The sequence below is a fragment of the Roseibium sediminicola genome (assembly GCF_023156505.1).
Lineage (GTDB): Bacteria > Pseudomonadota > Alphaproteobacteria > Rhizobiales > Stappiaceae > Roseibium > Roseibium sediminicola.
On sequence record NZ_JALNMJ010000017.1, the window covers coordinates 48,675 to 61,804 of the forward strand.

General features: G+C 61.2%; 16 protein-coding genes. 10 read left to right on the plus strand and 6 right to left on the minus strand.

What is annotated here, in order from left to right; all coding sequences use genetic code 11:
- Window positions 1-229 precede the first annotated feature (229 nt).
- The 4 genes from M0H32_RS20970 (at window position 230) to M0H32_RS20985 (ending at window position 1,971) form a co-directional block, all read left to right on the plus strand.
- Complete coding sequence (locus tag M0H32_RS20970) at window positions 230-499, plus strand: glycine zipper domain-containing protein (RefSeq protein ID WP_248157350.1); 270 nt, start codon at window positions 230-232, stop codon at window positions 497-499.
- Window positions 500-545: 46 nt separating this feature from the next.
- Entirely contained in the window at window positions 546-815 is a 270-nt protein-coding gene (locus tag M0H32_RS20975) for a glycine zipper domain-containing protein (RefSeq protein ID WP_248157352.1), read from the plus strand.
- Between the two features lie 97 nt (window positions 816-912).
- Window positions 913-1,182, plus strand: a complete 270-nt coding sequence (locus tag M0H32_RS20980; protein WP_248157354.1) for a glycine zipper domain-containing protein — start codon at window positions 913-915, stop codon at window positions 1,180-1,182.
- Between the two features lie 516 nt (window positions 1,183-1,698).
- Complete coding sequence (locus M0H32_RS20985; RefSeq protein ID WP_248157356.1) at window positions 1,699-1,971, plus strand: hypothetical protein; 273 nt, start codon at window positions 1,699-1,701, stop codon at window positions 1,969-1,971.
- 214 nt (window positions 1,972-2,185) lie between these two features.
- Here M0H32_RS20985 and M0H32_RS20990 read toward each other — a convergent pair whose 3' ends face one another.
- The gene (locus tag M0H32_RS20990) at window positions 2,186-2,962 is read right to left on the minus strand and encodes a substrate-binding periplasmic protein (RefSeq protein WP_248157358.1); all 777 of its coding nucleotides are present in this window, start codon (window positions 2,960-2,962) and stop codon (window positions 2,186-2,188) included.
- A gap of 188 nt (window positions 2,963-3,150) precedes the next feature.
- A complete protein-coding gene (gene ald / locus M0H32_RS20995; RefSeq protein ID WP_248157360.1) occupies window positions 3,151-4,290 on the minus strand; it encodes an alanine dehydrogenase in 1,140 nt (379 codons plus the stop codon).
- A 182-nt stretch (window positions 4,291-4,472) separates the two neighbouring features.
- Here ald and M0H32_RS21000 point away from each other — a divergent pair, with 182 nt between their 5' ends.
- From M0H32_RS21000 to M0H32_RS21010, 3 genes are all read left to right on the plus strand, one after another.
- On the plus strand, window positions 4,473-4,937 hold the full coding sequence (locus M0H32_RS21000; protein ID WP_248157362.1) for an Lrp/AsnC family transcriptional regulator: 465 nt from the start codon (window positions 4,473-4,475) through the stop codon (window positions 4,935-4,937).
- A gap of 230 nt (window positions 4,938-5,167) precedes the next feature.
- Window positions 5,168-6,259, plus strand: a complete 1,092-nt coding sequence (locus tag M0H32_RS21005; RefSeq protein WP_248157364.1) for an alkene reductase — start codon at window positions 5,168-5,170, stop codon at window positions 6,257-6,259.
- 143 nt (window positions 6,260-6,402) lie between these two features.
- Window positions 6,403-7,272: an SMP-30/gluconolactonase/LRE family protein gene (locus M0H32_RS21010; RefSeq protein ID WP_248157366.1), complete on the plus strand. Its 870-nt coding sequence runs from the start codon at window positions 6,403-6,405 to the stop codon at window positions 7,270-7,272.
- Between the two features lie 43 nt (window positions 7,273-7,315).
- Here M0H32_RS21010 and M0H32_RS21015 read toward each other — a convergent pair whose 3' ends face one another.
- From M0H32_RS21015 to trhO, 3 genes are all read right to left on the minus strand, one after another.
- Window positions 7,316-7,537 carry a hypothetical protein gene (locus tag M0H32_RS21015; protein ID WP_248157368.1) on the minus strand — a complete coding sequence of 74 codons (222 nt, stop codon included), beginning with the start codon at window positions 7,535-7,537 and terminating at the stop codon, window positions 7,316-7,318.
- A gap of 33 nt (window positions 7,538-7,570) precedes the next feature.
- The gene (locus M0H32_RS21020) at window positions 7,571-8,158 is read right to left on the minus strand and encodes a hypothetical protein (protein ID WP_248157369.1); all 588 of its coding nucleotides are present in this window, start codon (window positions 8,156-8,158) and stop codon (window positions 7,571-7,573) included.
- A 128-nt stretch (window positions 8,159-8,286) separates the two neighbouring features.
- The gene (trhO, locus tag M0H32_RS21025; RefSeq protein WP_248157370.1) at window positions 8,287-9,117 is read right to left on the minus strand and encodes an oxygen-dependent tRNA uridine(34) hydroxylase TrhO; all 831 of its coding nucleotides are present in this window, start codon (window positions 9,115-9,117) and stop codon (window positions 8,287-8,289) included.
- Between the two features lie 329 nt (window positions 9,118-9,446).
- Between trhO and M0H32_RS21030 the strand changes: the two genes are divergently transcribed.
- From M0H32_RS21030 to M0H32_RS21040, 3 genes are all read left to right on the plus strand, one after another.
- The gene (locus tag M0H32_RS21030) at window positions 9,447-9,974 is read left to right on the plus strand and encodes a PAS domain-containing protein (protein ID WP_248157371.1); all 528 of its coding nucleotides are present in this window, start codon (window positions 9,447-9,449) and stop codon (window positions 9,972-9,974) included.
- Window positions 9,949-11,283 (plus strand): methyl-accepting chemotaxis protein, encoded by a 1,335-nt coding sequence (locus tag M0H32_RS21035; protein WP_248157372.1) that lies wholly within the window; start codon window positions 9,949-9,951, stop codon window positions 11,281-11,283. The genes M0H32_RS21030 and M0H32_RS21035 overlap by 26 nt, the downstream gene beginning before the upstream one ends.
- Before the next feature lie 107 nt (window positions 11,284-11,390).
- Window positions 11,391-12,071 (plus strand): GntR family transcriptional regulator, encoded by a 681-nt coding sequence (locus M0H32_RS21040; RefSeq protein WP_248157373.1) that lies wholly within the window; start codon window positions 11,391-11,393, stop codon window positions 12,069-12,071.
- Window positions 12,072-12,257: 186 nt separating this feature from the next.
- Here the strand turns inward: M0H32_RS21040 and M0H32_RS21045 are convergent, their stop codons facing one another.
- Window positions 12,258-13,127 (minus strand): dioxygenase family protein, encoded by an 870-nt coding sequence (locus M0H32_RS21045; protein ID WP_248157374.1) that lies wholly within the window; start codon window positions 13,125-13,127, stop codon window positions 12,258-12,260.
- Window positions 13,128-13,130 lie beyond the last annotated feature (3 nt).

The window sequence follows — 13,130 nt, forward strand, 5'->3', positions numbered from 1 at the left end:
GAACCCGTTCGCGTGCACGCGCGTTAACACGTTGGGCAAACGCCTTACTTTTGCCCAACAGGCGCTATCTGTATCATCTTGAGGAATCGGTCTGTTCACGCCAGGGGACGGTTGATGCCGGTTGTGCGAATTGACACATTGCCCCGCCGCGCAAAGCATCATACCCTCAGACGGACTTTATTCTTTTATTATTCACCGCCTTAAGCGGTTCGGAAGGGAGATACTCTTTATGAAAAAGCTTGTCCTGCTCGCGGCCGTCGGCCTGGCTCTCGCCGGATGCCAATCCGACAGCTCGCGTGACCGCGCCCTCGTCGGCGGTGGCCTGGGTGCCGCGACCGGCGCTGCCATCGGTGCCGCAACCGGTAACGGTGTCGGCGGAGCTCTGGTCGGCGCAGCCATCGGCGGTGCCGGCGGTGCCATTATCGGTGGAGCAACCACCCCGAAAAACTGTGTCGCTTACGACCGCTATGGCAACCCCTACCGGGTGGCTTGCCCGTAAGGCGAGCCATTCCTGACACGGCATTCCCGCCGATTGGACGGACGATATGAAAAAAGTGCTCTTGCTTGCCGCAGCCGCCGCATTTCTCGCCGGCTGCCAATCTGACAGCCAGCGAGACCGGGCTCTCGTCGGCGGCGGTCTTGGCGCCGCGACAGGCGCCGCGATCGGCGCCGCGGCCACGGGGGATGTCGGCGGTGCGCTGGTCGGCGCCGCCATCGGCGGTGCCGGCGGTGCCATTGTCGGCGGAGCCACGACCCCGAAAAACTGCGTCGCCTATGACCGCTATGGCAATCCTTACCGGGTGGCTTGTCCGTAAGGCGAGCCATTCCTGATCTGGCAATCCCTATCAGGTCGCCTGCTCCCAGGCGCCTGATGCAATAAGCACGTCGGCGGAAACGCCACGAAGGCGAAACATGAAGAAACTTCTCCTTGTGGCGGCTGCCACCCTCCTTCTGGCTGGTTGCCAATCCAGCAGCACACGGGACCGCGCCCTCGTCGGTGGCGGCCTGGGCGCGGCCACCGGCGCCATTGTCGGCGCCGCTGCCGTTGGAGGCGCCGGACCGGCTCTTGCGGGTGCTGCTATCGGTGCCGCAGGCGGTGCTCTGGTTGGGGCGGCAACCACACCGAAAAACTGCACGGCCTATGACCGGAATGGCCGGCCGTTCCGGGTGCGCTGCCCTTAGAGACGTGCTCCAGGGTCTGTGGACAATTAGGTTTCGGACTTGGTGCTTGTCGGATTTCGGTCTTCGAGCAGGAGGAAAGTTCGCAGTGGTGTTGCCCACCACAAGGACTTTCCGACGCACGCGAAACCGAATTCCGCAGCGTCCCCCCAGATATTGGCAATGGGGATTTGGCTCAAATGGCTCATTTCGGCGTCGCAAAGGCTTGAAAGGGTTAGTCACCTGAATCTGAAGTTCGTCTCATTTTTCAGCAAGCTCAGAACGAACTTCAGATTCAAAAAGGTGACTAACAAGACTATGTTTCTAGTGTGGTTTTCGAATTTGAAATTCGCTTCGATGGTCGCTGCAACAATGAGGCGAATTTCAAATTCACCACACTAGGTCCGTCTCGTTTCACGACGGCTGCGCCGGCAGCCGCGATGCGCCCCAAGCTCCATTGGATAAACAGGCCCTGGTAAGGTTCTGTTAACCATACCTCTTCACCCTTGGCGGGGAGAAACTCCGCCAAGGGCCGTTCCCATGAGACCTGTCTTCGCCGCAACGCTGCTCGCTGTGCTTCTGGCCGGCTGTGCCAACACCGAGAGCCAGCGCGACCGCATGCTGATCGGCGCGGGTCTCGGCGCGGCCACGGGCGCGACAATCGGCGCGGTCGCAGGTAGCACCGTCAACGCCACCCTCGCCGGCGCCGCTCTCGGCGCCGTCGGCGGAGGCCTTGTCGGCGTCGTCACCACCCCGCGCAACTGCATTGCCCACGATCAGGACGGAACGCCTTATAAGGTCCGGTGTCCCTGAGAACCGGACTTGAAGCATGCACCGGAGCGTGACAGCAGCGCGTTCCTGTAAAGAATGTCGCGTTTATTGTGGTTCATTTGACGGCACAAAACAGGTCACTCGGCAAGGCACACAACGCTGGCCATGGGCCGTTTCGTTACACCCTCTTAAACCTTCGTAGGGGCTGGACAGTTTTGACCACCTGTCGTTGGCCTGCGCGAAGCCTTTGCCTGAATCAATTGATCGCCTTGGGTCGTATATACGGGCCGATGATCTGCTCGAACGTGCCGTTTTCCCGAATGATTGCCATGCCGCGATTGAAGGCATCGACAAGATAGGGTCCGTCTTCAATTTGCCGGGAAACCAGCAGGTGATACGACCAGGGATAGGCTAGGCTCTCCAGATGAGCGATACGCTTGCGTTGTTCCTCGCTTAGATGCTGCAGAACAGCATCGTAACCGCTTGTCTTCAGTTCCGGAACAAAATCGACCCGGCCCATGGCCAGCATCTCAAAAAGCTGCTGATTGTTTCTGACCCGGGCAACATAGATCGAACCGTCATCGATCAGCGGCGCAAATTGCCGTCCGAAGGCACTTGAGTCCAGCGCCCCCATGACCTTGCCTTTGAGGTCCTCGGGTTTTTGAGCGCCTATTGGATTATCGTGCGAATAAAAAACGACCTCCTGAAGCGTGAACAACGGGTCGCTCGGCAGGAAGACACGCTCCCGTTCGGGCGTTAGCACCCACATGAACGTACCGTCCCAGGCACCGCGCTCCACTTCGACCATTGCCCTGTTCCAGGGAAAGAAACCGAATTCAACCTCAATGCCAACTGCCTCGAACGCTTTGGTAACCAGCGCCGAGGCAGCCCCGTAATCCGGAAGGGTCTGGCCCTGATAGGGTGCCCATTCACCGTTGGTCAGGCGAATCTTATTGGGCTTGTCGGCCCAAGCGGTACTCGCGACAAGAAGGAGTGTCAGAACCGGTAGTAGCAACAACCTCAACAAAGCCATGGCCCATTCTACCATGAAAGGTGACCGGTATCACCAATGCAGCTGAGTTGACCGGACCTAACCCCATCTTGCGACTGGCATTCCCTGGCATTCAAGCCAGGAGAAGACGGTGATCCTGACTCTACGCATCAAAAAAGCCGGCCTCGCGGGCCGGCTTTCTCGTTTCTATGACAGCGCGCGCGTTCAAATTACGCGGCGGCGCTTGCCTTGGCCTGTTCCAGGGCCACTTTCGGATCGACATAGTCATAGCCGAGCGCGGTGGCGACCGCTTCGCAGGTGACCTTGCCGCCGATAACGTTCAGGCCCGGCAGGAAATGCGGGTCGTCGAGCAGCGCCTTCTTGGCGCCCTTGTCGGCCAGTGCCAGCGCGAACGGCAGGGTGGCGTTGTTGAGGGCGTAAGTGGAGGTCTTCGGCACAGCGCCCGGCATGTTGGCAACGCAGTAATGCACAACTTCGTCGACCACATAGGTCGGCTCGGAGTGGGTGGTCGCCTTGGAGGTCTCGAAGCAGCCGCCCTGGTCGATGGCAACATCCACCAGGACAGAGCCCGGCTTCATGCGGCTGACCAGATCGCGGGAAACCAGCTTGGGTGCGGCGGCACCGGCCACCAGCACGGCACCGATGACCACATCGGCTTCCAGAACGTATTTTTCGAGAGCGGATTTGGTCGAGTAGACGGTGGTAAGCGCGGGCCCGAAGGACTGCGCCAGATTACCGAGTACCGTGGTGTTGCGGTCGAGCACAGCCACATCCGCGCCAAGACCAATCGCCATGGTGATGGCGTGAGAGCCGACGACACCGCCGCCGATGACCACAACCTTGGCCGGCTCGACGCCCGGGACGCCGCCGATCAGGGTGCCGGAGCCGCCCTGGGCCTTTTCCAGCGCCTTGGCGCCGGCGATCACCGACAGACGGCCGGCAACCTGGGACATCGGCACCAGCAGCGGCAGGCCGCCACGGGCATCGACAACGGTTTCATAGGCAATGCAGGTCGCGCCGGACTTGACCAGATCGGCGGTCTGCTCCGCATCCGGAGCCAGGTGCAGATAGGTGAAGAGAATGTGGTCCGGGCGCAGCATGGCGCGCTCGACGGCCTGCGGTTCCTTGACCTTGACGATCATGTTGGCCGCGTCGAACACTTCCCTGGCGGTCGCCAGGATCTTGGCGCCGGCGGCTTCATAATCGGCGTCGCTGGCACCGATGCCGATGCCGGCATTGGTTTCCACCACGACTTCGTGGCCATGGGCCACCATTTCATGAACGCTGTCCGGCGTCAGGCCGACCCGGTATTCATGGTTCTTGATTTCCTTCGGCACACCAATACGCATCTTCCCGTCTCCTCTGGAAGCATTTTGATTGCCGGAGAGTCTACGCCCGATCGCCTCGAATGTGCTTGCGTTCCGCCGGCCTGGTAGCCCGTTTCACGCAATTTTCTTGCGCTGATTGGACAAAAGCTCAAATTTATTGCTAGATATCATCTTAATGACAGCAATATGTGCGGTGCAGCATAATGAAACTCGACCGTCTCGACAAAAAGATCCTCGACACGCTTCAGGCCGATGGACGGATCGCCAACGCGGATCTGGCCGAAAAGGTGGGCCTGTCCGCTTCCGCGTGTCTCCGCCGCATGCGGGCGCTGGAAGAGGTCGGTATCATCGACAAGTATGTCGCGCTCCTGAATCAGAAGAAGCTCGGCCGGCACATGGATGTCTTTGTCGAGATCTCGCTCACCGGCCAGTCCAAGGAAACGCTGGAGAATTTCGAGCGTGCCGTCGCCCGTTCCGGCGAGATCATGGAATGTTTCCTGATGGCGGGTGACGCCGACTATATCCTCAGGCTGTCGGCCCGGGACCCGATCGATTTCGAGCGCATCCACCGGGACCATCTGGCGCAGCTGCCCGGCGTCCTCAGGATGAAATCCTCCTTTGCCATCCGCCCGATCGTCCGGCGGACGGCCATCCCTCTGGAAGACTGACGCCAACCGGAATCCGGACCATGCGGCATCGGGTCGGCGGTTTTCGAGGGAACCGCCGGCCTTTTTGCATGTGCCGTGCCGCGTCCTTCCAACTCCGGTGCGCCGGCGCTTCCTCACTTTAGCATCGCAGCCATTTCCCAGGGCTCCGTTCGGGCTTGCATTTCTAGGTCAATTGTCCTAAACGACCCAAATAGGACATACGTCCTAAACACCTTTGAAAGGAACCAGACATGGCCGCAGACCTGTTTTCAAGCATATCGATGGGTGACCTCACCCTCGCCAACCGGATTGTCATGGCCCCCATGACCCGGAACCGGGCCCTGCCAGACGGCAGGCCCTCGCCGATGATGGCGAGACACTACGCGGACAGGGCAAGCGCGGGCCTCATCATCTCGGAATCCGCTCCGGTCTCGCCCCGCGCCGTCGGTTACCCGTTTACGCCGGGACTGTTCACGGACAGCCAGGCAGACGGCTGGCGTGCGGTGACCGGGGCTGTCCACGCCTCCGGCGGACGGATATTCGTGCAGCTCCAGCATTGCGGGCGGATCTCGCATCCCGATCTTCAGCCCATGAACGCGCTGCCGGTTGCCCCGTCCGCGATCAGGCCGGAGGGCAAGGTCTATACCTATGAGGGCCCGAAGGACTATGTCCTGCCGGCGGAACTGGATGTGGCGGGGATCCGCGCTGCGGTCGAGGAGTTCCGCAAGGCCGCGGCACTTGCAAGACAGGTCGGCTTCGACGGTGTCGAGGTGCATGGCGCGAACGGCTACCTGATCGACCAGTTCCTGCGCGACGGGTCCAACCGGCGCGTGGACGCCTATGGCGGCGACGCAACCGGACGCATGCGCTTTTTGAACGAGGTTCTTGAAGCGGTGCTGGAGGTCTGGCCGTCCGAAAGCGTCGGGCTTCGGCTAACGCCGGAGAATTCGTTCAACTCCATGTCGGACAGCGATCCCCAGCGCCATTTCGATTATTTCGCCCAAGAACTCAACCGGTACCGGCTGGCCTATCTGCATGTGCTGGAAGGCGACATGATGACCAGGGACGCCTCGCTTGACTACGCGCGCATCCGGCAGCGCTTTGACGGGCCCTATATTGCCAACAACGGCTACGACATTGACCGGGCCCAGTCGGCAATCCGCTCGGATCGGGCGGACATGGTCGCCTTCGGGCTCCCCTTCCTGGCAAATCCCGATCTCGTGCACCGTTTCCGGAACGGCCTGCCGCTCAATGAAGCGGATCCGGCGACCTTCTACGGCGGCGACGAGACAGGCTACAACGACTATCCGTTCCACGGCACGTCCGAACTGGAACCAGCATGACAATGCCGCCGGGTGTCGGATCGGCACCCGGCGGTCCGTTCCGCAAGCCTGGACAATGCACGACAGCAGTCTCGACGCAGAGGACGCCGACCGCTATAGTCCGCATCCATTCAAGTGCTTGGCTTTTCAAGGAACCTCTGCCGGTGACCCATACGATCACCCGTTTTCTCGACACCACCTACCAGCTTGCCGAATGTCCGACCTGGGACGACAGATTGAACCGCCTGCTCTGGACCGATATCCAGGGCCGCACGATCCAGTCGATGGATTGGGCCAGCCGGGAGATCACCACGTATCATTTCGACAACGAGGTCGGCTCCTTCGGCCTGACGGAGGACGACCGGCTGATCGTCAGCGTCTGGGACAAGATCGTGCTGTTCGACCCGAAAACGGACCAGAGCGAGGTGCTGGCGGAGGTTCAGGCAGATGAGCCGCGCACCCGTCTCAATGATGGCAAGGTCGGTCCGGACGGGGCCTTCTGGGTCGGCACCATGGACACCAGCTCGCCGCGCGAACCGATTGCCGGTCTCTACCGGGTCGATGCCAGCGGCGAAGTCGCGGAGATCCGTGACGAGCTGCAATGTTCCAACGGCCTCGCCTGGACGCCGGACGGCAGCTACATGTACCACTCCGACACCTCGCCTGGCTGGATCGAGTGTTACGGATTCGATCCCGCCACAGGAGCGCTCGGCTCCAAGATGCTCTACGCCCAGCAGACCAATTCCACCGGCCGCCCGGACGGCGCGACGGTCGATACCGACGGCAATTACTGGAGCGCGGGCGTTTCCTCCGGGGTCCTCAACTGCTTCGGTCCGGACGGCGACCTGCTGCATGCCATCAAGCTGCCGGTCGACAAGCCGACCATGCCCTGCTTCTGCGGCCCCGGCCTCGATAACCTGATCGTCACCAGCATCAAGCAGCCCGAGGACATGAATTCGGGCGGACTGTTCCTGGTGGAAGGCCACGGCCGGACGGGATTGAAGAGCTATCGGTTCGGAAAGCCTGCGGACTGACGTTGCCTGCGGTATCTGAGCGGTCGCGCACCGCCTATCGGCGTTACTCTCCCTTGCCGCAGCTCCGCAGCGCCTGAACCACCTGCTCGGCGGTCACGCCGGGCACCGGGATCTTGGTTTCGCCATAGAGATGGACAATCGCCTGGGGCCCGTTGGCGGATTGCTCGTTGTAAATCCGGACCGACTGGTTTTCCGGGATCAACACCGCCATCGAACCGCCTTCCACGCTGAGCAGGATCGACGACGCCACCAGTGTGCAAATCATGTTTCAGCCCCCGCTGACAATTCAGGACATTTTCTAGTAGCGGCAGCCGCGCACCCGGACCGGCTGCCACACCTTCTGTGCCGGCTGCACCAGGACCTGACGGCTGACCGTCCGGTAGACAGCAGGTTTTTGCACCCGGTAGCTTGAGGCAGGCTGGACCAGCACCCGTTCCCTGACGGTGCTGTAGATGGCGGGCTGACGGACAGCAACCCGGGAAGCCGGTTGCACCAGCACCCGCTGACTGACGGTCTGATAGACGGCCGGATGCTGAACCTTGCACAGAATCTTGCGGCCTTTGACCACCCGGTATTCCCAGCCGATGCTGGCCGGCTGCACCTGAACACGGCTTTGCCTTGTCTGGTAGATTGCCGGGCTGGTGCGGTAACTGACCCGTTCCGGCTGCACCAGAACGCGCCGGTTCTGATAGGCGTAGACGGCGGGTTTTTGGACCACGTAGCTGGAGGCGGGTTGCACCAGGACCTGCTGGTGAACGGTCTTGTAGACCGCCGGCACTGTCGCCTGTTCGTAGCAGGACAGCGCCTTGCCACCCGCGGCGACAGACGTCGCCAAGACCGGCGTGAGAACCAGCGCGGCGGCCGCGCTCCAGAACCTGTGACGCATCGACTTTCCCCCAGTCTGGTGCAGAAAAGGCTTCTGCACCCTTGACCTTAGGAAAGTTCTTCAAGGGGTTAAAGTGAAAAAGTTAACAATCGTTAACGAATTCATTTCTCGCTCAGGCAGGCCCCTGATTATCCCGCCTTTTGGCGCTCCTTGGCTGCATCTTCTTCACCGCGCGCGCTTTTTTCGTAATCCGTGTCTTCGTTGATGATGTGACGGGCTTCTTCGGGAATCCACGCCCCCCAGCGCGGCTGCAGCTGGTGGTCGACCGACACCCGGTCGTCAAAGACGAAGCACTCGCCCTTCCAGAGGCTCTGCTCCTCCGGCACCTTTTCCAGGTAGTTCAGAATGCCGCCTTCCAGGTGATAGACGTCCTCGAAGCCCTGTTTCAGCATCCAGGCTGTGGCTTTCTCGCACCGGATGCCGCCGGTGCAGAACATCGCCACCTTGGGCTTTTTCTTCAGCGTTTCCTGGCCTTCCACCCAATCCGGAAATTCCCGGAAGGACTGGGTTTCCGGATTGAGCGCCCGCTCGAACGTGCCGAAGGCGAATTCATAATCGTTGCGCGTGTCGATCACGACCACGTCCGGATCCGAGATGAGCGCGTTCCAGTCCTCCGGCTTGACATATTCGCCGACAATCTCGTTGGGATCGATGCCATCGACCGCGAGCCGCACGATTTCCTGCTTCAGGCGAACCTTCATGCGTTTGAACACATGCCGGTGCGTCCAGGCTTCCTTGTGGTTCAGGTCTTTCAGACGCGGGTCGGCGCGCAAATGGGCCAGGACTTCGCGCACGCCGGCCTCGGGCCCGCAGATGGTGCCGTTGATGCCTTCGGACGCCAGAAGAAGGCTTCCGCGCACATCGCGCGCCTCACAATAGGCCTTGAGCGGATCGCGCATCGCTTCAAAGTCTTCGAGCGGCGTGAACAGATAAAGGGCGGCAACGAGGAATTCGTTCATCAGGCTTGTTCTTTTTTCGGGCGGTAGTCCGGACCCGGCGGCGCATATGCGCATCCCTTCCGTGGTCCGGTCGATTGGCGCCCTCTATACAGCCACTCGGGCCCCTGTGCAAAGTCCGCAGTATCGCGGATCTTTGCGAAGCAAGACACCCATTCTATCTATGAGAGCATCCTCGCGGCGGGACGCCTCCGAACGGCACAAAACACATTGTAATATATGCATAGATTTCAGCGCATTAGCATAGAAACAAAATTACAACCTTTAAGGATCCTTAAGGCCCCTGCTCTAGCCTCTGGCATCAAATGCGAATCTCAGCGGGCAGCAGCAGGATGACACAGCAAAAAGTCGCTCCGACCGGTGTGGAACGGTTTTTCTCCGAACGGGACCTGATTGTCTCCAAGACCGACACGCGCGGGCGCATCACCTATGCCAACAACATCTTCCGGGAAATTGCCGGTTTCAGCGGCAAGGAACTGGAAAACGCGCCGCACAGCCTCATCCGTCATCCCGACATGCCCCGCTGCGTCTTCAAACTGCTCTGGGACACGATCGAGGCCGGCGGTGAGATCTTCGCCTATGTGATCAACATGTCCGCCAACGGCGATCACTACTGGGTCCTCGCCCATGTGACGCCGAGCTATGACGCAAGCGGCAAGATCATCGGCTACCACTCCAACCGGCGCGTGCCGAACCGGCGGATCGTCGACGACGTCATCACCCCGCTTTACGCCCAGCTTCTGCAGACAGAGCAGAGCGCGGACAACCGCAAGACCGGCATGCAAGCCGGTCATGACCAGCTGGTATCGCTTCTTCAGTCAAAAGGCGTCAGCTATGACGAGCTCATTCACACTCTCTAATGCCGCCATCAGCGCGGTCCTCGCCGCAATTGCGGGAGCTGGTGCCGGTCTGTGCGCCCTCGCCGGCTGGCCGCTCGCTTCCGCGCTCCTGAGCGGTCTGGCCGTTCTGGGTGCGGTCTTTGCCGTCGCCGCTGTGAACCGGGCGAAGCAAGGCCTGAAAGCGGCAACCGAGGTCTGCAGCAGTGTCGGCTGGGGCGACTTCGAAGCCCGGGCGAAAGACTATGCCCATCACGGCGAAATCCGCGATCTGATGACTGCGATGAACCACATGATCGACCGGACGGATGCCTTCCTGCGCGAAGCCGCGGCCTCGATGACGGCGATCCAGAACAACCAGTATCACCGGCGCATCCAGCCGGGCGGCCTCAATGGCAGCTACCTCCAGAATGCAGCGATCATCAACGAGGCCATCGAGACCATCAAAGGCCGGGTCGGCGCCTTCCGGCAATCGACCGATTCCTTCGAAAACCAGATCAGCCAGATCGCCGAGAGCCTGATGAATTCGGCCGGCAGCATGACCGGCACGGCCGGCGAGATGGAAAGCAGCGCCGTCTCAAATTCCCGGGTGGTCACCGACATCGCGGATGCGGCCGGAGAAACCTCCGACAAGGTCGCTGCGGCAGCCGAGGCCGCCGAGCATCTCAGCGAAGCCACAGCGGAAATCAGCGGCCAGATCGAACGCTCCCTCGATGTTGCCCGCGCCGCTGTTGCCCAGGTTGCCCAGGGCCAGGACAAGGCCAATTCCCTGCGCAGTTCGGCGGAGGCGATCGGCGAGATTATCGCCCTGATTTCCTCCATTGCCGACCAGACCAACCTGCTCGCCCTCAACGCCACCATCGAGGCTGCGCGGGCCGGCGAAATGGGCAAGGGTTTTGCCGTCGTCGCCTCGGAAGTCAAGGAACTGGCAACCCAGACCGCCAAGGCCACTCAGGAAATCACCCAGTCGCTGGAAGAGGTCGACAGCGCCAGCCAGGAAACCGCCCGGTCCTTCGACACCGTCTCGAAGACCATCTCGGAAATCGAGGAAATCACCGGGATGATTTCGGCTGTCTCCACCAAACAGGCAGAGGCCACGCGGGCGATCCAGGAAAACGTTGCGCACACGGTCAGATGTACCGAAAGGGTTTCCGGGATCGTCGGCGGCGTCGCCGAGAACGCGGCAACAACCCAGGCCGCGTCGAAAACCGTCTTAAGTTCTGCTGAAACCATGAATTCCAATGCCGGCCAGCTGACCGAAGCGGTCGCCGCTTTCTTCCGCTCGCTGAAAAAAGGCCCGCTCGAGCAACAGGAGGACAGCCGGGCCGCCTGATCGCCGGCAGAGATGCGCAGCCGTAGCCGGTTCCATTTGCCTTGACCGCTCCGCTCAACTCTTAGATAAAACTGGCAAGATCTCAGGAAAATCGATATTATTTCCGAATGACCAGTCTATCGCCTTCCGATGCCGCCCAAGAGCCGTCAGCCACCCAACGCGCCTATCTCGCTATCAGACGGATGATCCTGACCGGCGAGCTCGCGCCCGGTGAAAAACTCAAGATCGAAAATCTGCGCCAGATCCTAGACATGGGCGGGTCTCCCATCCGCGAGGCCCTGACCCTGCTGGTCTCCGATCTGCTGGTGGAACGCCTCGACCAGCGCGGTTTCCGTGCGGCGGAAATCAGTCCGCAGAATTTTGCCGAAATCCTGAAGCTGCGCTGCCAGCTGGAGGAAACCGCGCTTCGGGAGAGCCTGGGCAATGCCAATCCTGCCTGGGAAGACAAGCTGGTGATCAGCCATCACCGGATGATGCGCGAGCCGCGCGAGAATGTGGAACGCTTCGAGGAGCTGCACAAGACCTTCCACATGACCCTGATCGAGGCTTGCCAGTCGCCGGTTCTGCTCAAATTCTGCAGCCAGCTCTATGACCTCAACATCCGCTACCGCTATCTGGCCGGCAAGGCGCTCAATTATTCCAGTCGGGACATCGGCAAGGAACACACCGACATCATGAACGCTGCCGTCGACCGCGACGCCGACAAGGCCTGCCGGCTGCTGCTCGACCATTACCGCAACACCGGTGCATTTCTGGAAAAGCATTTCGTGGCGGAAGCGGCGGAGTGAGCTGAGTCCTCACTGCGGTACCCGGAAATCCCCCCCTCAATTGTCATCCCGGACGAAGCGCAGCGAAGATCCGGGAAGGGGAGCCAATTTCCAGACGATTGAGGCTCCCCGGTCCCGGCTCGCGCTTTGCTTGGCCGGGATGACGACGGATAGGTTCAGGGAGACAAAGAGAGCTAGCCCCTCCCCCTACTCCCTGACCAGCACCAGGTCGAAGGCAGCCTTCAGCCACGGACCGTCGACCTTACCGGAGAGTTCGAAGCCCTCGGCCGGGAACGAGCCTGCCGGCTGTTCCTCGTAGGTCATCACCAGGTCGGCGCGCACGCCGAAGACCGTGTCTTCGTCGAGATAGGGATCGTCATCGGGGAAGATCTCGGTCACCAGCGGCCGGAAGCCCGGCGCCTTGACGATGTAATGCAGATGCGACGGCCGCCATGGATGGCGCCCACTGGCGCGCAGGATGTCGCCGACGGGTCCGTCGCCCGGCACGGTGTAGCTGACCGGTTTCACCGTGGTGAAGGCGTAGCGTCCGTCCGGTCCCGTCGTCTGGAGCCCGTGGAAGGAATAGGTGTCCTGGTCCGGGTCCTGGCTGGAATAGAGACCGTTCGGCGCCGTCTGCCAGATGTCCAGCTCCGCGCCTTCGATCGGAGTGCCGTCCGCATCCCGGATCGTGCCTTCGGCCAGCAGCACCTGTTCGGAGAAATCCTTGCGCAGGTCGCCGCCGATCGGCAGCGGCGGCGCGCCGGTGATGTGGAACGGCCCGAGCACGCTCGACGAGGTGCCTTGCGGATTGGAATGCAGCATGTCGACCAGCGAGGAGAGACCGAGCACATCCGACAGGAGCACGAATTCGTGCCGCTCCGCGTCGGAGATGTTGCCGGCCCATTCCAGGAACTCGATGCCCTTCTGCCATTCGGCATGGGTCAGCCTGGTCTCGCGCGCAAAGTCATGCAGATGGGTGACCAGGCTTTTCAGGATCTCCTTGAGCCTGGGATCGGTGTCCGGGCCAAAATAACCCATGAAGACATCGGTGATGGTGTCCTTGGTGACGTGGCGCATGAA

Excerpts from the sequence above, each read along its gene's own strand:
- M0H32_RS20980 (WP_248157354.1), top strand. The coding sequence starts at position 913 with ATGAAGAAACTTCTCCTTGTGGCGGCTGCCACCCTCCTTCTGGCTGGT.
- M0H32_RS21020 (WP_248157369.1), bottom strand. The coding sequence starts at position 8,158 with ATGCGTCACAGGTTCTGGAGCGCGGCCGCCGCGCTGGTTCTCACGCCG.
- M0H32_RS20970 (WP_248157350.1), top strand. The coding sequence starts at position 230 with ATGAAAAAGCTTGTCCTGCTCGCGGCCGTCGGCCTGGCTCTCGCCGGA.
- M0H32_RS21015 (WP_248157368.1), bottom strand. The coding sequence starts at position 7,537 with ATGATTTGCACACTGGTGGCGTCGTCGATCCTGCTCAGCGTGGAAGGC.
- M0H32_RS21005 (WP_248157364.1), top strand. The coding sequence starts at position 5,168 with ATGGCCGCAGACCTGTTTTCAAGCATATCGATGGGTGACCTCACCCTC.
- M0H32_RS20975 (WP_248157352.1), top strand. The coding sequence starts at position 546 with ATGAAAAAAGTGCTCTTGCTTGCCGCAGCCGCCGCATTTCTCGCCGGC.
- trhO (WP_248157370.1), bottom strand. The coding sequence starts at position 9,117 with ATGAACGAATTCCTCGTTGCCGCCCTTTATCTGTTCACGCCGCTCGAA.
- ald (WP_248157360.1), bottom strand. The coding sequence starts at position 4,290 with ATGCGTATTGGTGTGCCGAAGGAAATCAAGAACCATGAATACCGGGTC.
- M0H32_RS20985 (WP_248157356.1), top strand. The coding sequence starts at position 1,699 with ATGAGACCTGTCTTCGCCGCAACGCTGCTCGCTGTGCTTCTGGCCGGC.
- M0H32_RS21040 (WP_248157373.1), top strand. The coding sequence starts at position 11,391 with ATGACCAGTCTATCGCCTTCCGATGCCGCCCAAGAGCCGTCAGCCACC.
- M0H32_RS21035 (WP_248157372.1), top strand. The coding sequence starts at position 9,949 with ATGACGAGCTCATTCACACTCTCTAATGCCGCCATCAGCGCGGTCCTC.
- M0H32_RS21045 (WP_248157374.1), bottom strand. The coding sequence starts at position 13,127 with ATGCGCCACGTCACCAAGGACACCATCACCGATGTCTTCATGGGTTAT.
- M0H32_RS20990 (WP_248157358.1), bottom strand. The coding sequence starts at position 2,962 with ATGGCTTTGTTGAGGTTGTTGCTACTACCGGTTCTGACACTCCTTCTT.
- M0H32_RS21000 (WP_248157362.1), top strand. The coding sequence starts at position 4,473 with ATGAAACTCGACCGTCTCGACAAAAAGATCCTCGACACGCTTCAGGCC.
- M0H32_RS21030 (WP_248157371.1), top strand. The coding sequence starts at position 9,447 with ATGACACAGCAAAAAGTCGCTCCGACCGGTGTGGAACGGTTTTTCTCC.